At 29.9% G+C, this 23,873-nt stretch carries 15 protein-coding genes and 1 pseudogene; 8 read left to right on the top strand and 8 right to left on the bottom strand.

Annotated features, from left to right (window positions below):
- Window positions 1-51: 51 nt before the first annotated feature.
- The 8 genes from N5A56_RS13225 to N5A56_RS13195 all read right to left on the bottom strand — a co-directional run bounded on the left by N5A56_RS13225 (window position 52) and on the right by N5A56_RS13195 (window position 13,922).
- Window positions 52-1,410, bottom strand: coding sequence for a DUF3472 domain-containing protein (locus N5A56_RS13225; RefSeq protein WP_265725868.1), 1,359 nt, complete (start codon window positions 1,408-1,410; stop codon window positions 52-54).
- 22 nt (window positions 1,411-1,432) lie between these two features.
- Entirely contained in the window at window positions 1,433-1,702 is a 270-nt protein-coding gene (locus N5A56_RS17750) for a T9SS type A sorting domain-containing protein (protein WP_420793209.1), read from the bottom strand.
- A gap of 13 nt (window positions 1,703-1,715) precedes the next feature.
- Complete coding sequence (locus N5A56_RS13220; protein ID WP_274270474.1) at window positions 1,716-4,601, bottom strand: discoidin domain-containing protein; 2,886 nt, start codon at window positions 4,599-4,601, stop codon at window positions 1,716-1,718.
- A gap of 174 nt (window positions 4,602-4,775) precedes the next feature.
- Window positions 4,776-6,401 carry a T9SS type A sorting domain-containing protein gene (locus tag N5A56_RS13215; RefSeq protein WP_265725866.1) on the bottom strand — a complete coding sequence of 542 codons (1,626 nt, stop codon included), beginning with the start codon at window positions 6,399-6,401 and terminating at the stop codon, window positions 4,776-4,778.
- A gap of 91 nt (window positions 6,402-6,492) precedes the next feature.
- On the bottom strand, window positions 6,493-7,563 hold the full coding sequence (locus tag N5A56_RS13210) for a DUF5126 domain-containing protein (protein WP_265725865.1): 1,071 nt from the start codon (window positions 7,561-7,563) through the stop codon (window positions 6,493-6,495).
- 19 nt (window positions 7,564-7,582) lie between these two features.
- Window positions 7,583-9,412, bottom strand: coding sequence for a RagB/SusD family nutrient uptake outer membrane protein (locus N5A56_RS13205; RefSeq protein WP_265725864.1), 1,830 nt, complete (start codon window positions 9,410-9,412; stop codon window positions 7,583-7,585).
- Between the two features lie 24 nt (window positions 9,413-9,436).
- Entirely contained in the window at window positions 9,437-12,499 is a 3,063-nt protein-coding gene (locus tag N5A56_RS13200; RefSeq protein WP_265725863.1) for a SusC/RagA family TonB-linked outer membrane protein, read from the bottom strand.
- Between the two features lie 52 nt (window positions 12,500-12,551).
- Entirely contained in the window at window positions 12,552-13,922 is a 1,371-nt protein-coding gene (locus tag N5A56_RS13195) for a Gfo/Idh/MocA family protein (protein ID WP_265725862.1), read from the bottom strand.
- A 275-nt stretch (window positions 13,923-14,197) separates the two neighbouring features.
- Between N5A56_RS13195 and N5A56_RS13190 the strand changes: the two genes are divergently transcribed.
- The 8 genes and pseudogenes from N5A56_RS13190 (at window position 14,198) to N5A56_RS13155 (ending at window position 23,737) form a co-directional block, all read left to right on the top strand.
- A complete protein-coding gene (locus N5A56_RS13190; protein WP_265725861.1) occupies window positions 14,198-16,525 on the top strand; it encodes a ligand-binding sensor domain-containing protein in 2,328 nt (775 codons plus the stop codon).
- Between the two features lie 159 nt (window positions 16,526-16,684).
- Window positions 16,685-18,262, top strand: a complete 1,578-nt coding sequence (locus tag N5A56_RS13185) for a hybrid sensor histidine kinase/response regulator transcription factor (protein WP_337994810.1) — start codon at window positions 16,685-16,687, stop codon at window positions 18,260-18,262.
- Between the two features lie 95 nt (window positions 18,263-18,357).
- Window positions 18,358-20,055: pseudogene (locus N5A56_RS13180) on the top strand (GMC oxidoreductase).
- Window positions 20,056-20,057: 2 nt separating this feature from the next.
- Window positions 20,058-20,372 (top strand): hypothetical protein, encoded by a 315-nt coding sequence (locus N5A56_RS13175; protein WP_274270473.1) that lies wholly within the window; start codon window positions 20,058-20,060, stop codon window positions 20,370-20,372.
- A gap of 95 nt (window positions 20,373-20,467) precedes the next feature.
- The gene (locus N5A56_RS13170) at window positions 20,468-20,617 is read left to right on the top strand and encodes a hypothetical protein (RefSeq protein WP_274270472.1); all 150 of its coding nucleotides are present in this window, start codon (window positions 20,468-20,470) and stop codon (window positions 20,615-20,617) included.
- An 11-nt stretch (window positions 20,618-20,628) separates the two neighbouring features.
- Window positions 20,629-21,303, top strand: a complete 675-nt coding sequence (locus N5A56_RS13165) for a hypothetical protein (RefSeq protein WP_265725858.1) — start codon at window positions 20,629-20,631, stop codon at window positions 21,301-21,303.
- 3 nt (window positions 21,304-21,306) lie between these two features.
- Entirely contained in the window at window positions 21,307-22,893 is a 1,587-nt protein-coding gene (locus N5A56_RS13160) for a discoidin domain-containing protein (RefSeq protein WP_274270471.1), read from the top strand.
- 94 nt (window positions 22,894-22,987) lie between these two features.
- The gene (locus tag N5A56_RS13155) at window positions 22,988-23,737 is read left to right on the top strand and encodes a hypothetical protein (RefSeq protein WP_265725856.1); all 750 of its coding nucleotides are present in this window, start codon (window positions 22,988-22,990) and stop codon (window positions 23,735-23,737) included.
- Window positions 23,738-23,873: the final 136 nt, after the last annotated feature.

The following is a 23,873-nucleotide window of genomic DNA, read 5'->3' as shown; positions in this document are numbered from 1 at the left end:
ATGATTAATAACGTTTTGTAGTACTTTTTTTAAGAGGAAAAAAATTTCATTCTAAGGAATTGGTTCTGGTAATGCACCAAAATTAATTTTTGGTCTGTTGCCGCTAAACGCTCTGGAAAACACCGTTCTTGGTGAAACTTTTTCGATATTAAAACCACAATTTCTTAAAAAGAAGCCATTATTATGTACACCTCCTGCAAAATCAAATCGATCTCCATTTAAAGCAGTTGCATCTGCTGTAAATGTAGCCTGTGTCATTTCATTCCAAGTATTTTCTGTAGTATATACCCATTGATTACTATATTGGGCTTTTCTTGGTATAAAGCCAGTACTTGGTGTAAAGTTTTCTAAAAAGGAATGTAGCCTTGTTAAATATGTTTTTGTTTTTGGTCTTCTTAAACTAGCAATAAGTTCCCATTTTTCTTCTTCAGGATTGTAAAAATAGCCTGTATAATCTGTAGAACCTTCAACACTAGAAGGTTCTCCTTTTAGTAGAAACTTATAAGTAGTATCTGTTTTCCAATTAAAAACTTTAAAACTTTGTTTTCCTGAACCTTCATTTCCAAAATCTTGCACTGTTACACCTTTTCCATTTCCTAAATTGGTAACTTTATAATCATTTGGTATTTGGTTTGGATCGTCTGTGGTAAAGGCACTCCAAATAGAAAATAAAATTCTTCTCTCATTTTCAGAATTTACCTGCATACCGAAATAACCTTGTGCATGACCATTTGCCATAAAGAAAGAACCAATTACATCTTCTCCTTTTGGAACAGTAACTTCATTATAAAACCATTTTACATCTTTTTGAGGTTTATTATAAGACATATGTACAGATGGACCTCTTCTACCAAAATAATTATTTTTACTTGGTACAAAGCCTAAACCTTTTTCAACTGCACTACCACCTACATATAGTTCTTTTATATTAGCAATATATTTTCCAGTTTTTTGTAAACCTTGTATTTCTATATAATTATACCCTTCTGAAACTTTAAAAACACCAACTTTTTGTGTATTATATTCTTTGTTTGAAATATTGATTATTTTGGATATATTACCCACTGTAATTTTAATTTGAGAACTACCCTCAAAAGATTTTAAATTAAAACCTAGATGTAATTCTCCTTTATCTGTTTTTATGTATATACGAATTACATCATCTAAAGAAGACCAGTTTTTAATACCATCTTTAGTTACAATTTTCTGATCGGCTTCAATATTATTTACAACCCAACTATTAGAACCTACAGGTATTGTTTTTGTTAATTTTATATTTTCAAGAGCAGTGTTTTTGTTTTTTATAACAGAGGAACAAGAAGAATGTATGTTAATTATAAGTAGAGTAATTAAAAAATGTTTAATTGATATAAATAATTTCTTTAAATTTATTTTACAATAATTTTTCATAATTCTTTTTGTATTTCAATTCTTACTCTTTTGTTTCATTTTTATCTAACAAAATATTTCCTTTCACTGCTTTTATAGTAGTACTAGCGTTTCCGTTTGAAACTCTAACTAAATAAATCCCGGTTGTTAGTTGCGAAGTATTTATTTGAATTTTCTGTTTTGTTAAAAATGAATTATTATAAACTTTTGCCCCATTTGTGTTTATTATTTCAACATTAATTTTTTTGCTAGTATCTATATTAATTTCATCAATATTAATTGTTAAAAAATTATTGAAAGGTACTGGTGTTATTGTAAATTTTAGTTTATTTTTTTTTTACATTTAATACCTCTGTAGAGATTACATTTATTTCTGCAGCTGCACTCCATTTATTACCATTTACTTCAGACAGAGCAACTAACCTATAATACCTGCCTCTTTTTTCTGTAAATGTTACTGTTTGTAAATCTGTAGAATTTGGCCAAGTGCCAGAAGCAACTGCTGTTCCCCAATTATTAGGATCATCACTTACGTAAATTTCATAATTTGCAATTCTACCATTTACATTGTTTTGTCTTGGTAAATAAGTAAAACCTGTAATATTTTTAGATACTCCTAAATCAATTTGTATGTTATGTGGCAACACATCATTGCCAGAAGACCATCTAGTACCCCAAAATGTGGTACTACTTCCATCAATGGCATACTTTGCAGGAGTGTATTCACTGGTAGTTTCTTCACTATCTACATAATGTACTGTAGGTACGTAAACTTTTTTATAGGTTATAAAATCGGTTAAAGTTTGTGTACTTGTGCCTCTAGAATCTGTTACTGTTAGTGTTACATCAAAACTATTTCCTGTATCTTTAGTATAGGTTATTATAGGTCTTTCTTCTGTTGAGGTAGCAGGTGTTCCTCCTGGAAAACTCCATTGATAGGTTGCATTTATGTCTGCTACAGAATAATCTGCAAACTTTACTATTGGATTACTTTCATCAAAGGTATTTCTGTTTGCTGTAATGTTAGCTTTAGGTGCTGTTAGTTCTATTAAATCATTTTCCCATAATCCTCTTGAAGTTCCTAAACGTATTTTTCCTTTTGCATAGTTGATAAATAGAAATGGTGTATTACAAGCTGTCATTCCTGTACCAAATTTTTCCCATTTTGTCATTCCTGCTTTTCTATAATAGACCCCAAAACTTGTACCAAGATATAATATATCATCACTACCTCTTTGGTAAATTATAGAGTAAATATATTGATTTGGTAAACCTGTTGAATAATTAGCCCATGAATTACCACCATCTTTAGATGTTATTACTTTTATTGTATTGTCTGCACTCCTAGAAGTTATCCATAAATGGTTTGGGTTTTTATCACTTACAGCAAGTCGCCAAAGAGAATTGCTTCCAATTAATGATGTTGGAGGTCCAACTTCTGCCCATGTTTTACCTTCATCTGTAGATTTTATAACTCTTTGAGGATCTACAACAGCATATACATAATTTGCATCTGCAAAACTAGTTTTTACGGCTACTGCATTTTTTTCTTCGTCATCAAAACTTTTTATTACTTCCCAATTAATACCATTATCAGTAGATTTTGCTAATTTGTAAGATTTGTTTCTATCACCATAATCACTACCATAAATTGTATAATATTGATGTGGATGAAACTCCAAATTATCTAAAGTGATATACCCTAATTCAATACCAAGTTCTTGCATTTGATGCCCAGTTTTACCTGTTAAAGATCTTTTAACACGCTCATGACCCCAAGGATGATTATACATATATTGATCATCAATAGGGTTTACATTTGCAGCCATAGCATCTGCACCATTTACAGCAATCCAACCACCATAAACACGATCATCTCTATAGCAAGTGGCATTATGGTTAAGCCCAACTGCCATTACATCATTTTTGAAAGATTGGCTAAAACCCCAGAGTTCTTGTATGCCTAATCCATCGCTTTTGTCTTTTACAATTGTATTTCCTTTATCTGAAGAGTAATAAACTCCTCCATCATTTGCATTCCAAATTTTATCGCCAATAATTGATAAACCATGATGATCTCCATGCACACCTGTATGAGCGTCATTAGATTGATAATTATCATACTGACTACCAGTAACAACATCACCAGATCTGTCATAACTCCAAGTTTCACCACCATCTGTACTTATTTTTAATTTATTGGCAGCAGCAGCTATAAAGTTTTCATCGGTTTCAGAAACTGTAAAAGCAAAATTCCAAGTTAATTGAGCTAGATGAGCAGTTTCTGTTAAAAAGTCTGTGGTTTCTTCTGCATTTACTAATGGGCTTGCAGCAGTACCACAACATTTTTTTACAAAAGAATTCCCTGAATCTGAAGATTTAAAAAAAGAAATTTTATCATTTTCTCCACCACCATTATAGCCTATTGCTATATATACTACGTTTTCATTTGCGGGTGTTGTTGCTAATCTTGCACGTTGTGATTCTATGGAATGATTTGCTGGATATCCATTGCTAATTGTGGTAAATGAAGTTCCGCTATTTGTAGATTTTTTAAAATTAATCCATTTAGAAGAAGAAGATTCTTCTAAAATATATACTGTATTTGGTTGGTTTGGTTTTATGCGCATGTCCCAAATTCTTGTATTAGACTGATATTTTTTCGTCCAAGAAGATCCTCCATTCGTAGATTTTAATAATTTGTAAGTAGAACCAAACCAACTTCTTTCTTCTGTAGTAGCATAGACAATATTACTGTCTGTAGTTGCAACATCTATCCAATTCAATTGACCATAAGCATCTGGTTTAGATTTTTTTAAATTGGTATAAACCCAATTTAAACCTCCGTTTGTAGATTTTACGACTCCTATATCTGTATTCGCATATACAATTTGAGGATTGTTTCTACTATAAATAATTTCATTAGCCCATTCTACTTCTGGTACGTCTCCAGATACAAATGTATAATCATCTCCATTATTATTCGTATGCCATATGCCAGCAGTAGTAGCACCTATTAAAACAGCACTTGTGTTATTTGGGTTGATTCGAATAGATCTTATTACACCAGTTCCTCCATTATCTTGTGTGCTATTCCAATTTAAAAACATTTGAGACCACTCATTCCCATTTTGTGCTTGAGCAAAAAAGACAGAGAAAAACAATATAGAATAAAGTGAAATATTTTTGTAATTGTATTTTCTATCTTTCATTTTTTTGATATTATTAATAAACTTGATTTTATTCTGATTTTTATGAATGGAATCCACAAAAATTATTTTATAAAACTTTAAATATTCTCATATATATTTAAAATTTTAAAAAAAACGAGACTTACTATTTTAAAAAATAAGTCTCGTTTGTATATTTAAAAAACTAATTATTTTTTATTGTTTAATCAATCTAAGGTTAGATTTACCTTCTTCAGTTTCTATTTGAACAATATAAACTCCTTTAGATAAACTGCTACCATCAACTCTACCTTGACCATTGTTTAATACAACATTATCAGTTTTTACAACTTTACCTAAAATTGAATATATTTTTACTGAAGCATTTCTAGAATTTGATTTTTTCATATTGAATGAAAAATTATCTTTAAATGGGTTTGGATATATTGCAGTAATAATATCAATATTATTATTTTTTACACTTAAAAGTGGTCCATTAGAAGCTAAAGTAAATTTCAATAAGTTATTTGCATCGTTAATAAGCCATTCTCCTAATTCTGCACCAAGTGTTGCACCACCAAATTGATTAATACCCTTAGAGCTACCATCATGTTGTAAATTTAAAGAAGTCCCATCTACATTTGCTATTGCTGTAAAAGGACTAGAATTTGTTGAGCTTGCTACATATCTAGATGTTGCAGTATCATAGTAAATTGTTCTTCCAGATTTATTTGTTAAAGTAAATGCATCTAAAGTACCTGTTGCTTTCCATAATTGTGAATCTTCACTAGCAGCCGCTTCTGCGGTTATTAAAGTTACATCATCTCCTTGGTCTGCAATTGCACCTAAACTAGAATCGAACTGAATATAGTACCAATAATCTGTACCACCTGCAGACATTTTTGGGTAATAAGCAATTTTACCAGCTTCAATAAAATCTACAGGGTTATTTGCATCACCCACAAGCCATTCTCCTATTTCTTTATCATAACCTGCCCCTCCAAATTGATTCATTGCATCACCTGCATCACCACCTACACGTTGAATTTCCCAACCAGGTAAGTTTTCTAGTAGGGTAAACTTTACAGTACTTGAAGCGGATGTTGTATATTTTGCTCCATCAAAATCTAAAATGTTACCATTATCACTTGTTAAAGTGTAATCACCTTGAGTTCCAGAAATTTTCCATAATTGCCCAAGATCTCCTTCTTCTGGTATAGCAGTTTTAGCTAAATTACCAGCTCCCATGTCTTTAAGTAAAGCATTTCCATTTCTAAACTTAATGTGGTAAGAAATCCCTACAGTTGGAAGGGTTGCTGTTAAAGCTGGCTCTAAACCACCAACTACATCTTCTGGTAATCTAAAGTTTAATACGTTACCCAAATCACCATAAGTCCACTCTCCTAAAGTTCTTTCGAAACCACCTCCACCATTCTGGTTCATAAATTTAGGCTCATTAGCTCTTCTAATTTCAAAACCTTCAACAGTATCATTATTATCTGCATCTATATTTATAAGGATTGAAGTAGAAGCTGTAGCTTTGTAAGTTGAACCAGAATAATCGATAGATCTTCCTAATTTATTTGTAATAACATAGTTATCCTCAGTTCCTGTAACTTTCCAAAGTTGAGCATCAGTATTTTCTCTAGCTTGTTTAGTTAAAAGGTTAATCCCATCTCCCATATCTTGGATAACTCCTTGTTTGGCAGGGCTACCTCCAGCTCTTTCGAATTGAATATAATACCATGTTTCTGAGTTTGCATCAGAAATGGTTGGGAATGTTTGCCCATAAGTCATTGCTGAAAATAATATGGTTAATAAAAATAAAGTAATTTTTTTCATTTTTTTTGCTTTTTAATTAATAATTCACATATATACTATTTTCTGATGGAGGTCTTAATTAGTGCCTCTATTAGAAAAATATTTATTATTGTTATTTACCCCAAACATTTAATTCTGCTAGAAACACAAAAGTACTAACACCTTCTAAGGCTGTTATTTTGATGTATCTTAATTGATAAATACCACCTAAACCAAAACTTTGACCATCATAGTTTTCATTATCAAAATCGTACTCTCCAAGATCAGTCCAACTAACCCCATCTAAACTTCCACTTACAGAAAATTTAGTCATACCACGGTTATCATTATTTCTAGTATATAATACAACTCTAGTAACCTTTTTAACTGTTTTCATATCAACTGAAAAATGGTGCGGATAAACAGGTGATCCACCTTGCCATTGCGAATGCCAAAAAGTATTTGTATCACCATCTATGGTAGCTCTTGCCCAACCGTTTACAGGACCTTCACCAACTTCTTCTTGACTTGAAAAATCAAAAATAGTCCAATTACTTTTATCTAGTTCTGTTTCTGTCAAGGGTGTTAAGGTAAAAAATTTCGAAGAAGATTTTTGTCCTCTAGCATTGGTAACATAAGCTTCAAATTCTTGTTCTGTTGCTGCTAAACCAGAAATTGAAGTAGCACCATTTGTATCAGAAGAATTATACACAAAAACTTGCTCTAAGTCATTTGCGTCTGTATATTTAACATTTATACCAATGTTTTTTCCAGATACATTTTCCCAATTAAGAGTTATACCACCTAAATCTGGTACAGCAGTTATTGTATTTGCTACTAATAAATAAGGTGGTTTTTTTGGTGTTGTTTTAACTACTATTGCTTCTGATCTATTATTATTTAAATCGGATGCAGTTACAGTAAACTCATACTCACGTTCTTCCAATTGATTAACAATTGCATTCGTTATATTTTTGCTAAATTTTTGGTGTTTAGAGTTGCCATCTGTATCAAAATAATCTACTCTAACAAATTCAGCATTTAAGTCACTGGGAAAATTCCATGTAAAAATAGCTTCTCCAAAACCAGCTTCTACAGCTACACTTCCTGGTGCTTCAATAGTTATAGATTCTTCATCGTTACAAGAGACTATAAAGAACATGCTTAAAAAAATGGCACTAAGTATAATTTTTATTTTTTTCATAATATTCTATATTTAAGTATTACCAACCTGGATTTTGAACTAAATTCTTATTAATTTCTGTTTCAGAAATTCGTATAGGAAATAGATAATATTCAGGTCTAAAAACTCTATTTTCCACATTAACTGGTTTATAAAAATCTTGTGGGCTTGATGCTGTTATATCTAATCCTTGTACAGGAGTATTAAACAAATCTCCTTGTTTCCATCTTCTTACATCCCAGGCTCTGTGCCCTTCATAAGATAGTTCAATATTTCTTTCTTGCCTAATAATATCTCTCATTTCTTCTTTTGAAAATGAAGATTTACCCACTAATCCCCAAGCAGTTAATACACTAGGTACTCCAGATCTTTCTCTAATTAAATCTAAATATTGTATCACTTCTATATGTCTTGCTGCACCATAGGCTTCATTTAAAGCTTCTGCGTAATTGAGATACAATTCTCCCAATCTTATTAATGGCCAAGGATAGTTTACAACTTGATTTTCTGAATCAGTTATAATAGTTTTAGGGTGTACTCCTTTTTTAACTAAATACCCAGAAGGTGAATAATCATTAAGTCCACTTTTCCAACCATGGGTTTCACTTTCTCTCATTTTTAGTTCTAATTCTATACCATTGGTTTCAAATGTACCTCTATCAAAACCTACAGATGCATAAAATCTTGGTTCACGATTGTTATGTAAAACAATAGAGCTACCTTCTAATTGAAATCTATTATTATAATTATAAGATGGATCTACATCTATAGGTAACCCATTTTTTGTGTAAAAAGTTTCTACCATTCTTATAGTAGGGGCTTGACCATTGTATGAGTTTGGAGAAATACGAGGTATGCTATGTCTTTGCCAACCATAATAACTTTCTGGTCTTGAATACCCCCATATAAGTTCACTATTCCAAGGGTCCACCATTGTGTATCTATAGTTTAATTCTGCTTGTTTTTCTGGTGTTGGTGCTGCAGCCCCTGTGTATTTATACAAAGTACTAACACCTATTGAAGCAGCTTCATCTATAGCAGCTTTATTCGCTTCTACCGCTTTTATCCATTTACTTTCTTCATAAGATAAATTCATTAATTTTGTTCCATCTGGGTTTTGAAAATCTGAATAAAATTCTGAATTACCATTAAACAAAGGACTTGCAGCATATAATAATAAACGTGCTTTTATAGATTTAGCAATTGCTTTATTAACCCTTCCCAATTCTCTATCAGAATTAACACCACTAGGTAATAGACTTACTGCTTCATCTAGTTTATTAGCTATAAAATTTACACACTCATCATAAGTACTTCTTGCAGGAAAAAACACATCATCTGGTGCATCAAATGCTACTTGGTCATTCATAATTACTATAGGACCATATTGTCTTATCAAAATAAAATGATAATATCCTATTAAAAAGGTAGCTTCTCCTTTCATTCTAATCTTCTCTGCCTCAGTAAACCCAGGAGATTTGTCTATGTTATTGAGGAAAATATATGCCTGTCGAATACCATCATACATATCAATATTTCCTGAAGTTGTCCAGTAATCAAAAAATGGATCAGAAGCATTTAATTCTCCCCTCATCATTCTTTTAGCATGATAATGACCTCTGTCCCAAGGAGTTACTAATTCATCTGTACCCCACAAGGCAATTGAACTAAACATATCATTTTCATTTGGCATAAAGCCATATACTGAATATAAGAAATTAAGAGCCTCTTGTGGTCTAGCAAAAGCATCATCTAGTGTTGCTATATCTGCAGGAACAATATCTAAATAATCTTCACATGAATTCATAGATACCATAATAGTTAGACTTAAAATAAGTAATCTAACGTGTTTTTTGAATTTTATTTCCATAATATAAATTTTATATAAAAAATTTTATAAATTAATTTGTGCTCCAATATTAATTGTTCTTTGTGGTGGATACCCTAAACCATTACCACCACCTTGTTCAGGATCCCATAACTTAAATTTTGAGAAAGTAGCAAGGTTAACCCCATTTAAATACAATCTTACTTGTTTATTGTATTGAAAACCAAATTCAGCATTTTTTAATCTTACATAAGATCCATCTTTTAGCCACCAAGAAGAATTTTGTATGTTATTTTGATTTTCTACTTCTGATAATCTAGGATAAAATGCATTTAAGTTTTGATTCTCTTCTGACCAATAATCATCTGCAATTGCTTGTAAAACATTACGTTCATTTTGAGCAAATGGTTGTAAATTACTCATAAAGAAAGATACTCTTGCTACACCTTGAAATAATAAACCAACATCAAATTTCTTATATCTAATGTTTAAACCAAAACCATAAGTAATTTCTGGTACAGAAGGATGCCCCATTGGTACCCTATCATTAGCATCTATTTGGTTTTGACCATCTATATCAAAAGAAGCATTTGTATATTTAATATCACCAGGATAATATGCTGTTGTATAAGTTTGATTAGGACTTGCATTTATTTCTGCTTGATCTATAAATAAACGTTCTGCCTGAAGCCCCCATAATTGGTTAACTGGTTTACCTACTCTTGATAAATAAGAGTATCTTAAATCTGGTTCATCTATAGAAACGATTTTATTCTGAGCAAATGTAAATGTACCTCTTGAAGATATTATGAAGTCTTGATTAACAGCGTGATTAAAATCTAAAGTAACATCAAAACCTCTATTTTCTACTTCACCTAAGTTTGCAAATGGTCTTGTATTACCAACACCTAGAGTTCCAGGAATAGTATTTCTTTGTAGAAAGATACCTTCTCTATTTTCTTTAAAGAAATCTACATTTAAGGTTAATTTATTAAACAAACCTAAATCAAAACCAATATTATATTTTTTACCAACTTCCCAAGTAATATCTCTATTTTCGAAACGATTTATAAAAATTCCATTACGACTGTTGTTAAAGTTTTCACCAAATGTAAATCCATTTCCTGCATTTAAATTTACTTCACTTGTATAAGGAAATCTTCCTGGAAGTCTATCATTTCCTGTTTCTCCATAAGAAGCACGTAATTTTAAAAGACTTACAGTGTTTTTAAGTGGTTCAAAGAATTTTTCATTAGAAATAACGTAACCTACTGCTGCAGAAGGGAAAAAACCAAAACGTTTACCAGCCGCAAAGTTTTCTGATCCATTATATCCAAAATTTGCTTCTACTAAATACCTATCATCATAAGAATAAGTTGCTCTACCAGAAATACTTTGATTTCTACTTGGCAAAGAACCTATAACACTACCTCCTACAATATTGGTATTATATTGTCTTTGTTGATACACCATTAGACCAGTAACATTATGTTTCCCAAATTCTCTAGCATAGTTAAGTGACCCTTGCAGCATAAATTGTCTATCACCATTATTTCCGCCTGATTGACCTAAAGCATCTCTTCCTGATTGACCAATTTGTTCAGTTGTAAAAGTATTTGCAGCTGCATCAAAATCTGTTAACCTAAAAAAGAAAGGACTGTAAGATCTATTTATTTCGCTACTTGTCCAGTTTTTAAAAGAAACAAACGCATTAGCACTTAATCCTTCTGTTATCCAATCTAGGTTTTCTTTAACTCTAAAAGTTGTAATAACAGTAGAAGTAAATCTTTCTTTATATCCTTTTACTAATTCTGCATAAGGATTTGGAAAAGTGTTTCCTGGTCCAAAACCACCAGTTGTGTTTCCGAAATGAATACGCGTACTTCCAGGCTCAGAAGGGTATGTAATTGGAAATCTAACAGGATTAGAATTTATAACGTTTCCGAAAATACCAGAGGCATTTACTGCTGGACCAGTATAATCTATTAAATCTGCACTTAAATTAAGCTCTAACTCTGTTGTTGGAGAAACATTTGCTGAAATATTATTAACAAAATTATATCTTTTTTGATTGATATTATTATCAAAATTATTCACATCATTTTCTTTTAAAATACCTGTATCATTATAAAATGAAGCAGACATATAATAACGTACAGATTCACCACCACCTCTAACATTTAAGTTACCATATCTTCTTAAGGCAAAATCACTGAATAGTTCATCCATCCAATCTACATTTGGGTATATATAAGGATTTCCACCATCTAAAGTACCTTGTATTTTATCTTGTGAAAATTTTGGTGGTAGAAAAGGGTTTAGATTTCTTCTTGCCTCATTATACATATTCATAAATGTACCAGCATCTGCAAATTCTGGAAATTGTGTAGGAGCTAAAAATGAATTTTCAAAAGTAAAACTAATTTTAGGCGGCCCCGCTTTACCTCTTTTGGTTTCAACTAAAATCACACCATTTGCACCACGAGCTCCATAAATAGCTGTAGCAGATGCATCTTTAAGAACAGAGAAATTTTCTATATTATTTGGGTCTATAGTTCCTAAATCTGCTAAAGAAATTTCAATACCATCTAAAAACACTAATGGGTTAGAACTACCAAATGTAGCTACACCTCTAATCCAAAATTGAGCAGCATCTCTACCTGGTTCACCAGATCTTTGTACTGAGATAATACCTGAAACTCTACCTGCAAGAGATTGAGTTAAATTACTTGTAGGTAATTTTAGTTCTTTGGCTTTTACTGTTGCTACAGATCCAACTACGGATACTTTCTTTTGCTTGGAAAAACCTACTAAAACAATTTCATCTAATTGATCTGCTGCTTCTTTTAAAATAACATTAATTTTTGTTTGATTGCCTACTTTGATTTCTTGTAATGAATAACCTAAATAAGTAAAGACTAATACAGTGTTTGGCCCATCTACTTTCAATGAATAAACTCCATCAAAATCAGTAGTTGTTCCTTTTGTTTCTCCTTTAATAACTATAGTAACTTCTGGTAGTAATTCACCAGTTTCATCTTTTACTGTTCCTGTAATTGTTTTTTGTTGTGCTTGTATGTAGTTCGTGCTAAATATAAGAATTAACAAAAAAGTTAATATTTTCTTCATAAGTTTCAATTAGTAATATTAAAAATCTATTTTATATTTAAGTTTTTGTTGTTTAATAAGAATCTTTAATCCAATTATAAGGTTTACGTTTTATCCACATTCCTCTTGTAAAATCTGGAAAATCTTGTGGCTCACCATTATTTTCTATCGATAATTCTGACAAAGGTGTTACTGCACTCCAAGCTGCTGCATCATAAGCATCCATAGGTGGTGCAATATTTTGTTTGGCAGACTCAACAAAAGAATTCATTACAAAAAAATCCATTCCTCCATGACCTGCACCAGCAGCATATTCACCATATTTTTTCCAAAGTGGGTGATCGTATTTTTCTAGCCAAGTCTCCATACCTTCCCAACCATGACCTTTTGTAACGCCTTCTATATGAATTCTTTTTGTATGATAATCAAAATCTGCAACTCCCTGAGCACCTTTAACTTTAAAGCCTAATGAATATGGTTGTGGTGAATTAACGTCATGTGTAATTATTATGGTCTCTCCATTAGAAGTTTCTATAGTAGAAGTAATAACATCTCCTTGTTTCCATTTTAACTTTGCATTTGGATGATCTTTACCTGCATTATCTACTATATATTTATTTAAACCAACAGCTTTAGTAGAATGAGAAGTTAAAGAAACAAAACGATTTCCTCTATTTACATCTGCCATAACTGCTACAGGCCCTAAACCATGAGTAGGATATACATCAGCATTTCTTAATAAAGAATGTTGTGTTCTCCATGCAGATTCAGAATATCCTTCATCTCCAAACTTAACACCTTTTCCATAAGCAGATTTTCCATCATTAAATTTCACACCTCTTAAGTCATGTTGATAACCACATCTAAAGTGTAATAATTCACCAAAAACATTGTTACGAACCATGTTAAGTACAGCCATTACGTCTCTTCTATAGTTTACATTTTCTAGAATCATTAAATGAGAACCAGTTTCTTCGTGTACGTTTACTAAATCCCAACACTCTTCTATAGTATTAGCTGCAGAAACTTCTACACCTGTATATTTACCAGCTTTCATAGAATCTATCGCCATTCTTGTATGCCATAACCAAGGTGTAGAAATAATTACAGCATCAATTTCTTTTAATTCTAATAAATTTCTATAATCCAAGTCATTACTCCCAAATACTTTTGGTTTTTTATATCCTTCTTTTTCAATAGCTTTTAAAGATTGTTTTATACGATTTTGGTCAATATCACAAATAGCTGCAATCTCTACATCTTTTCTTTTCATTGCATTTGTCAAATGATTTACTCCACGCTGACCAACACCTATAAAAGCCATTCTTAATTTCTGTTTCTTACCAATAATGCTAGAATCGGCACCAAAAGATAAACTTGGAATCATTGAAATACCAGCTGTTGCAAAAGTTGCTTTTTTAATAAAATTTCTTCTTGAACTCATAAGATGCTTTTAATAATTTTTGTAGTTTAAATTGAAAGAGTAACGTTTATCAAAAATAATAAGGTTTTCTTATTTAGCTATAACTATATATAATCAAAAAAGTGGAAGATTTAAGATTTCCTGTCTTTGATTATATTTTACTCCTTTTTGACCAAAACAACACATTTAATATGGCTAACGAGAAATGTTATGAATAAGAATGATAAATTATATCAATATATTTACATTGGAGTTAATCATTGGTGGAACTTAATAAAAACCAAATATTTGATATTATGAATTTAAAAAATAACATCTTTTTCTTTGCATTACTTTTTGTTTCAGTGCAATTTTTAGGTCAAAGAAGTATTAACTTTAAACATATTGTACCAAAAATAAAAAACAGTAATTTTTATATTAAACAGATCGCCCAAGACTCTCTAGGAAATATATGGATGACTTATGCAGATGGCATCTTAAAATATAATGGATATGGTTATCAGCTGATTGAGAAAGCAAAAATATTTCCAAGAATCAGCGAAAATGATCAAATTAACGATATTGAAACAGATGATAATAAGAATATATGGATTAGCTCTAAGAATGGATTATTAACAAAGTACTCCTCAAAAAAAGGAAAATTTATAGGTGTTTTTAAAGATTTTACAGAGCAAATAGAAATTTTTAAGACTAAAAACAATAAAGCTTGGTTTGTTACAAAAACTGGACAACTCTATAATTATAATAATAACAAAACTGAAATATTTGTAACGATCCCAAATATTAATGGAACTGATAATATAGTACAAAGTATAGAAATTGGAAATGACAACCAAGTTTATGTAAGTACTTCAAAAGGAAAAATTTATAGTTATTCTAATGAAACTAAAAGTTTAAACGAGTTGGTTGGACCGTATACAGATTATCCAGGGCCAATTGTACTACAAACAGATAATTATAATAAATTATGGATAGGTACTGAGGCTTTTGGATTACTTATTTATGACATAAAACAAGATACTTTTATTCAAGAAAGCTTTTTTAAGGAAAAAATAAAGCTTGTAAAAGAGGAGCTTTTTATCAGTTTTTTTCTTGATAGTGAAAACAATATTTGGGCAGGTACAGATGGAGATGGTTTATACAAAATTAAATCCAAAACAGGAGAAATACTAATTTATGAAAAAGACGTTGCTAATAATTTTTCGCTAAGTAGCAATACTATTATTGATATTAATGAAGATAACCATAAAAATATTTGGATTGTTACAAATTATGGAATTTTGGACATAGTTCCAAAAATAAATACTGATTTAAAATACCACAATGGTTCTATTAACGCTGGTTTTACGAGAACGCTTAGTGTTTACAAAAGCAGTACAGGGAAATTATGGATTGGAACAGATGGAGTTGGGCTCACACAATATGACGTTAAAAATGACGAAACAAAGAGTTTCTTAAACAAAAAAAATAATGGTTTTTATGTACAATCTATAACAGAAGATATTAATAAGAATATTTGGGTGGGTACTTATAAAAATGGTTTATGGTATTACAATACCAATCTAAAAAAGTTTACAAAAATTCAAATACTCAATGATAAAAGCCAAAAAGCTACAGACGTAAGAACTGTGTTCACAGATTCTAAAAATAGAATATGGGTAGGCTCAAATGTATCTTTTAGCATCTATAACCAAAATAGAAGTCTTTTAGCAAGTTTTAACCCAAAAAACACTATTGGTTTAATGGGGAGTATTTTAGAAAGTATTACCGAAGATGAAAATGGAAATATTTGGCTCGGTATTTTAGGTGGTGGATTGTTTAGATTCAATGAAAATAAAAGTAATATTAAGAAATCTACTTTTACAAATTACAGCAGTGATGATAAAGAGATTGTGAATGGAATAAGATCTATGTGTTTTGGTAAGCAAAACGAATTATGGTTTATAAGTAATCTTGGAAATCTATTCCTTTTTAACACAACTAGTAAAACTTATAAAAACTACAATAGTATTAAATCTTTAAACACTTATCCGTTAAGTGCTATTGTTTCACAAAATCAAAATAACTTATGGATAAGTTCATCCAATGGTATTCATCATTACAATACAGAAACTCAAAATCTTAAAACGTACTCTACTACAGATGGATTTCAAAATAACAACTATAGAGCCCGAAATTCTTTTAAAGACAGAGAAGGTTTCATATATTTTGGTTCTAACGAAGGAATAAATTATTTTGATCCTACTAAAATTAAAAAAGAAAAATCTGATGTTAAGTTATTTATAAATGAAATAAACGTACTAAACAAACCCGCCAAAGAAATTTTAAAGAATCAAATAAGCTCAGAACCTTTTAATGTAAAAGATTTTTTTTTAGAAAATGATCAATCTTCTTTCTCCTTTAAATTTTCAGCAATAGATAATATTTTGAATCCAAATTTTAGCTATTCATATAGATTAAATGGTTTTGACAAAGAATGGAAAACAATTTATACAGAAGGAGAAGCTAGCTACACAAATATCCCTCCAGGTAACTACACTCTAGAAATAATGGCTAACGAAATGAATAGCAATTTATTGATCTCAAAAAAGGAAGTAAAAATTACAATAAATAAACCTATATGACAAAAACCATTAGCATATTTTATATACCTAATTCTATTCTCTTTACTTTTATATGGAATCATAAAATGGTACTTTTTAAGAAAAAAACTACTAGTAAATAAAATTATTAGACGAAAAGAGAACGAATTATATGATGCTAAAATGAATTTTTTTACAAAAATGTCTCATGAAATTCAAACTCCTATAACATTAATATTGGGACCAATAGATAATATGATAACACTTGCAGAAAAAGAGGGTAATCTTTTATTAAAAGAGCGTTTAAATATTATTTCTAACAATGCAATGAGGTTGTCTAGAATTGCTAGGGAGTTAACTTTAGTAAAAAACAAGAAACTAAATAGATTAAAACTATCCGTTACCAAAAATAATCTTCATAGAGATGTATCAAAAATTTGTTTATCATTTAAAGAACTTGCTAGAAATAAAGAAATTGATTTTTCTATTAATTGTTCTAAAAATATAGATGACACTTGGTATGACAAAGAAAAGTTTGAGCATATTTTATATAACTTACTTTCAAATGCTTTTAAATTCACACCAAAACAAGGTATTGTTCAACTTTCTGTAGTTCCTTTAAATAAGAAAGGTTTTATTAAAGTTCTTGTTTCAGATTCTGGACAAGGAATAGAAGAAGAAGAACTCAATAAAATTTTTAAAATTTTCTATAGATCAGAAAAAAGCAAAAAAGCAAGTGGTGTGGGAATTGGTTTAGCATTAACTAAAGAACTTGTATCTATTCATAAAGGTAAAATAAAGGTAGAAAGTATAATTGGTGAAGGCACCACTTTTTCAGTGAGAATACCAATTTTGGAAAAAGATTATACAGATTCAGAAAGAATAACATTTAGTAGCAATGAAATTAAAGAAGTAAATCATCCTAATTTAGAAAATTCTAAAAACAGTAATCCATCAGAAAAAACAATCTTAATTGTAGAAGATAATTTTGAACTCCAAAGTTTTCTGAAAAATTTATTAATCGATAATTTTAATGTTCTTTTAGCAGAAAATGGTGAAGAAGGTTTTTTATTTGCTAAAAACAACATACCAGATCTTATTTTAAGTGATATTATGATGCCTATAATGGATGGTATAGAAATGTGTGAAAAACTTAAAAAAAATAATCAAACAAAACACATTCCAGTAATATTACTCACCGCTAAAAACTCTACAAAAGCCAAAATAGAGGGCTTAAAAACTGGAGCTATAGAATACATAAACAAACCTTTTAACACCAACGAATTATTATTGAAAGTGAATAATATATTGGCTTCTAAAGAAAATATTATCTCTAAATACAGAAAAGAATTAATTAGCAAACCAGAGATAAAAATAGAAAAGTCTCAAGATGAAGTATTTTTAGAAAATCTAGTTTCTGTAATTAAAGAAAAACTAAACGATTCTGACTTTAAAGTAGACCAACTTACAACTGCCTTAAATATGAGTTACTCTACATTGTATAGAAAATGCTTATCATTAACAGGATTAAACCTTATAGATTTTATTAAAACATTGCGTTTAAAAAAAGCAGCAATTTTATTAGTTAAGTACAATTATACCATTTCTGAGGTAGCTTATATGGTTGGCTATAATGATCCTAAATACTTCTCAAAAAACTTTAAAAGTCAATTTAAAGTCACGCCAAAAATGTTTAAAAGCAAAGCTGCTTTATCTGATAACATAACGAATTATTTAAAAAGCTATAACATCGATAATACTGATGAAATTAAAAATTAATTTTGAAGAAATACACCCCTTATTATGATTAAATTTTGCTCCTAACTATAAGGCTTAAATGGTAATTTTAAAAAAAATAATTTTGTTTAAAATAAATGCCAAACAACACCAATAATACTTTTGATGCCATTGTTATAGGTACAGGAATTTCTGGTGGTTGGGCTGCCAAAGAACTTTGTGAAGGTGGCTTAAAAACACTTGTTTTAGAAAGAGGTAGAAATGTAGAGCATATTACTGATTACCCAACTGCCAATAAAAAAATGGGAACTAGATTTTAGAGGCAAAGAAAGTATAGAAGATAATAAAAAACAACACAAACAAGCCAGAACAGGTTTTGTAACTCGCCAAACAACCAAACACTGGTTTGTAAATGATTTAAAACACCCTTATAACGAAACCAAAAGATTCGATTGGATTAGAGGAAACCACGTTGGTGGACGCTCTTTAACTTGGGGAAGACAAGCTCTAAGAATGAGCGATTTAGACTTTAACGCAAACAAATTAGATGGTTTTGGTGTAGATTGGCCAATTCGTTATAAAGATATTGATGATTGGTACACCTATGTAGAAAAATTTATAGGTGTTTGTGGAGAAAAATTAAATTTACCTCAATTACCAGATGGCTATTTTTCTCCACCAATGGAATTAAATGTTGTTGAAAAAGAATTCAAATCTAAAATTCATAAAAAATATAAAAACAGAACACTAACTATTGGTCGTTTTGCAAATATTACTGGCTCTAAAAAACACGAAGGAAGGCATACTTGTGCACACAAAAACCAATGTATGAGAGGTTGCACTTTAGGTGCCTATTTTAGTAGCAATTCTTCTACATTACCAGCAGCTCAAAAAACTGGTAATATGACTTTGCGCCCAAATTCTATTGCGTATGAAATTTTATATGATGATGCTTCTAAAAAAGCAATTGGTGTAAATGTGATAAACGCACAAACAAAAGAAAGGCAAACATTTTATGCCAAAGTTATTTTTTGTTGTGCATCTACAGTATCATCTACAAGTATTTTATTACAATCAACTTCTAAAAGATTTCCAAACGGATTAGGAAATGATAGTGGAGAATTGGGGCATAATTTAATGGACCATCATTTTAGAGTTGGTGCAACAGCAGATTATAATGGTTTTAAAGACATAACTTATTTTAATAATAGACCTGCAAGTTTTCATATTCCTAGGTTTCAAAATTTAGGAGATACAGCTTCTAAAAAACACTATTTAAGAGGTTATTCTTTTCAAGGTGCTGCAAGTAGAGGCGATTGGAGAATGGCAATAAAAGAATTAAGTTATGGGTTAGATTTAAAAGAAAAACTAACAAAACAAGGTTCTTGGCGAATTGGAATTACTGGTTTTGGAGAATGTTTGCCTTATCATGAAAACAAATTAACACTCAATCATCAAAAAAAGATGAATGGAATTTGCCAACCATAACTTTTGATGCCGAGTTTAAAGAAAACGAAAAATTAATGCGTGCAAATATGAAAGCTGAAGCCATAGAAATGCTAACCAAAGCAGGTTTTACAAATGTTAAAGGCTTTGAAGATGCTTTTGTACCTGGACATGCAATTCATGAAATGGGCACTGCAAGAATGGGTAAAGACCCAAAAACATCAATTTTAAATAAGCACAACCAAATACATACTGTGCAAAATGTGTATGTAACAGATGGTTCTTGTATGACATCTGCAGGCAATCAAAATCCGTCTTTAACCTACATGGCATTAACTGCAAGAGCTGCACATCATGCAATTAATCAAATTAAAAACGGTAAATTTTAAAAATGATGGACAGAAGAAAAGCACTGAAAAATATAGCATTGGCTTTTGGTTGCGTAGTTGCAACACCAACATTAATAAATGTTTTATCAGCTTGTACAAGTGAAGTAAATAAAACTAATTACTTGTTTTTATCACAAAATGAAGCTTTAATAGTAAAACGTTTATCGGAAAATATATTACCAAAAATTCATTTTCCTTCAATTGTAACTATGAATCTTACAGTATTTGTAGACCAACTATTTCATTTTACAGAAGATAAAAAAGATAAAGAAATTTTTAAATTAGGTTGCAAGGAATTTGAAAAAAACTCTCTTTAAAAACTGATAAAAAAATAGAAAATATAAGCGATACAGATTTTACAAAAATCTTTAAAAAATACTTTAATCCTGAAAACGAAAAAGCTGTTTTTAATTTGATAAACAATAACTCAGATTCTAATATAGACGATAAAAAAATAGACTTTAATACTTATAGTTTTTTAACAAAAGTAAGATACTACTGTATTTTTGGGTATTGTACATCAGAAGAGTTTACAAAAGAAGCAGATTATTACATTGCCTAAAACCAAAATTTATGAAAAATACAATTCAAATTATAACAACAGTTTTACTTACTATTTTCTTAGTATCGTGTAAAACGAAACAAGAAACAATCATAGAATCTAAAACAGAAGAAAGAATTGTTGTTTCTAAAAATAATAAGGAAACTATAACAGCGACAAAAAAAGAAAAAACAGTTGTTCTAGCTGAAAATAGTGCTGAATTAAAAGCTACTTTAAAACACATAGCTTATTATGATAAAGACGATTATAATAGAAAACTGGCAATTCAGAAAATAAAAGATGAAAGCATTTTAAAACACGTAGCTTATTTTGATAAAAGTGATGAAGTAAGACAATTAGCCACAAAGAAAATAACAAAAGAAACCTATTTAAAACACATTGCTTATTTTGATAAAGATAAGATTGTTAGAGGTATAGCAACATCAAAAATTAAAAATGAAGCCTACCTAAAACACATTGCTTATTTTGATAAATCAGATGATATAAGAGAATTAGCTACTCAAAAAATTAAAAACGAATCTTATTTAAAACACATTGCTTACTTTGATAAATCTATTAAAGTCAGAAAATTAGCCACAAGTAAAATTACATCTGTAACTGCACTATCTCATATTGCAAAGTTTGATAAAGACCAAGATGTAAAAAGAATTGCAGTATATAATTTAACAAAATCTGAAACCCCATAATTTATGAGAAATTTGAGCGTATTTTTAGTAACAATAATTGCATCATTAACTTTGTATGCATGTGTTACAAAAAACAACACTTCTGTAAAACAACAAGCAGTTTCTACTGATAAAATTGTTAAAGAAACCATCACTTTTAATAACGAGTGGAAAGAGCAAGCCAACAAACTAAATGTAATTTATTGGGTACCAAAAGATGTAGATACTGTTGCAGGATACACTAAAAGAATCAGTAAAATATTGTTAAATTTTCAAGAATACACAGCTATTTATATGGCAAAACAAGGTTTTGGCAGAAAATCTTTTGGGCTAGATTTAAAGCACGATAAAGAAATTAACATCATTACTATTTATGCAAATAAAGGCAAAAACGCATATCCATATAGAGGAGGTGGTTCTTTAATTAATAAAGAATTAACAGCTTATTTTTCAAAAAATCCTAGTAAAAAACATAGCCAACATTCTTTAGTCATTTTACCATCAGTTTCTGGCGACCCTTTAAATCCTGGAGGCGTTCCTTTTTACGGATTAGGTACGTTTTGCTATGCTTTAGATTACCCTGAAATGAAATTAGAAAATTTAGGAAAATTTGGCAAATTAGGAGATTTAGCCACAAAATGGATTGGTGGTTTGTATCACGAATTGGGTCATGGCTTAAATGCACCTCATAATAGCGAAAAAAAGAGCGAAAAAACCTCAAAAGGAACTGCGTTAATGGGCGCAGGAAATTATAGTTTTGGAAAATCGCCCACTTTTATTACAGGTGCAACTGCTGCAACATTCGCAAACAGTCAAGCATTTAGCAACAAAGTTCGTTCTGATTGGTATGCTCCAACCAAAAACAAACTAATACAATTAAAAGGAAAAGTTGAAAACGGAAAAATTAAAATTGCTGGTAATTTTAAAAGTGATGTTCCTGTAACTGATATTGTAGTATATCACGATCCATATCCTGCTGGAGGCAATAAAGATTATGATGCACCTGCTTGGAACACAAAACCTATTGGCATAGATAGTTTATATATAGAAAACGATTTATCAGACTTTTTTAAACTGAAAGGAAAATACCAACTTCGAATTCGTTTTTATCATGAAAACGGAACTCAAAACACCTACAGTTTCGAATATGAGTTTAAAAATGGCATTCCAAATATTGAAATTATTAATATTAAAAAAGTAATAAGCCCAACAAACTGGAAAATTATTGAGGTAAGCAGTCAAGAAAATGATGGTTTAGCAAGTGCTATTTTAGATGGTTACCAAAGTTCTTTTTGGCATACAGCTTATAGAAATAAACAACCAAAGCATCCTCATTATTTTGTGTTAGACAGAAATGAAACCACCATAATTAAAGGTTTTGCTTTTGGCAACAGAGCAAATTTAAACGGTGTTCTAAAAGATTTTTCAATTTTTGGAAGCAATACAAACAGCAATTGGCAAAAAATTGGCGATTATAGTTTAGAAAGAAAACAAACATACCAGTTTATAGAATTACCAGCAAATACCAGCTACAGATATTTTAAAATACAAACAAAAAATAGTCATGGAGATTTTAACTATACACATTTAGCAGTTTTGGCAACATATTAGTGAAACTCAATTTTTTGCTGAACTTCTTTCAGTATCAGCAAAATCTGTGGAATTTATGACCTTAACATATTTAATTAATAAAAAAATAAACGCTATGAAATTTAGATTACTATTGTTATTTGCAACTTGCTTTGCATTTTATAATTGTTCAAATAAAAAACAAGAAATACAGAATACTAACAAAACAAATTCTATAAATTATATTTTAGACTCTGTAACAGATACGTATACCATTAAAATTAAAGAAGATAAAAAAACAAACTTCAGAAGTTTTAAAAACGCTATGAGTATAGCACCTACTCTTAATATAAATGCCGAATTCATATCATTAAAGCAATTAATTAGCGTTACTAAAAATATAGATACAAATGCTATTATTTTAAATAAAGATTTAAAAAACAGCTATTATAAGGTTTATTTAAAACAGAAAAATCTAGATTTTCCCCAAGATTCTTTAGTTAGGAATATCATTATAGCATCTTTAGGTATTAAAATTGATAAAAAAAATATTGGTATTGATACTATTATGGTTTCCGTTAAAAACAGCAAAAAATATAGGACAGCAATAAACAAAAAAAACAAAAGAGAACCTATTACAAGTAAATACATAAATTCTAATAACATCAAATCGTTTGAAAACTATCAAATAAAAGATATTCTTGCTGTTTTAGGTAAGGAATTTAACAAAAACCTTGTGTTTACAACAAACGCACAAAAAAGAGTAAACATTAGTTTTAAGGAGAAAAATTGGGAATCAATAAAAACTAGACTAGAATTAGATTTAGGGCTATTTTTTGATACAAAAACGTATCCAAAAGTAAAATATATAATTACAGAAAAGTAAAGAGCTAAAGACTCTAAAAAAGAATGTTTGTCACGCTGAAAGCGTCTTACATAAAGATGACTTGCAATACTTCAAAGATTCCTACAGAATGATAAACTGTGTAAAGAAACAGGAAAAATACACTTCCAATTTCCCC

Origin of the sequence: Polaribacter ponticola, from assembly GCF_026191475.2 — a bacterium.
In the GTDB taxonomy this organism is placed as follows: Bacteria; Bacteroidota; Bacteroidia; order Flavobacteriales; family Flavobacteriaceae; genus Polaribacter; species Polaribacter ponticola.
This window is presented reverse-complemented; position numbering and strand designations above follow the sequence as displayed.

Bases quoted from the DNA above. Each gene is read 5' to 3' on its own strand.
- N5A56_RS13200 (WP_265725863.1), bottom strand. From the start codon at position 12,499: ATGAAGAAAATATTAACTTTTTTGTTAATTCTTATATTTAGCACGAAC.
- N5A56_RS13195 (WP_265725862.1), bottom strand. From the start codon at position 13,922: ATGAGTTCAAGAAGAAATTTTATTAAAAAAGCAACTTTTGCAACAGCT.
- N5A56_RS13190 (WP_265725861.1), top strand. From the start codon at position 14,198: ATGAATTTAAAAAATAACATCTTTTTCTTTGCATTACTTTTTGTTTCA.
- N5A56_RS13215 (WP_265725866.1), bottom strand. From the start codon at position 6,401: ATGAAAAAAATTACTTTATTTTTATTAACCATATTATTTTCAGCAATG.
- N5A56_RS13220 (WP_274270474.1), bottom strand. From the start codon at position 4,601: ATGAAAGATAGAAAATACAATTACAAAAATATTTCACTTTATTCTATA.
- N5A56_RS13225 (WP_265725868.1), bottom strand. From the start codon at position 1,410: ATGAAAAATTATTGTAAAATAAATTTAAAGAAATTATTTATATCAATT.
- N5A56_RS13165 (WP_265725858.1), top strand. From the start codon at position 20,629: ATGAAAAATACAATTCAAATTATAACAACAGTTTTACTTACTATTTTC.
- N5A56_RS13210 (WP_265725865.1), bottom strand. From the start codon at position 7,563: ATGAAAAAAATAAAAATTATACTTAGTGCCATTTTTTTAAGCATGTTC.
- N5A56_RS13205 (WP_265725864.1), bottom strand. From the start codon at position 9,412: ATGGAAATAAAATTCAAAAAACACGTTAGATTACTTATTTTAAGTCTA.
- N5A56_RS13160 (WP_274270471.1), top strand. From the start codon at position 21,307: ATGAGAAATTTGAGCGTATTTTTAGTAACAATAATTGCATCATTAACT.
- N5A56_RS13155 (WP_265725856.1), top strand. From the start codon at position 22,988: ATGAAATTTAGATTACTATTGTTATTTGCAACTTGCTTTGCATTTTAT.
- N5A56_RS13175 (WP_274270473.1), top strand. From the start codon at position 20,058: ATGATGGACAGAAGAAAAGCACTGAAAAATATAGCATTGGCTTTTGGT.
- N5A56_RS13185 (WP_337994810.1), top strand. From the start codon at position 16,685: ATGTCTCATGAAATTCAAACTCCTATAACATTAATATTGGGACCAATA.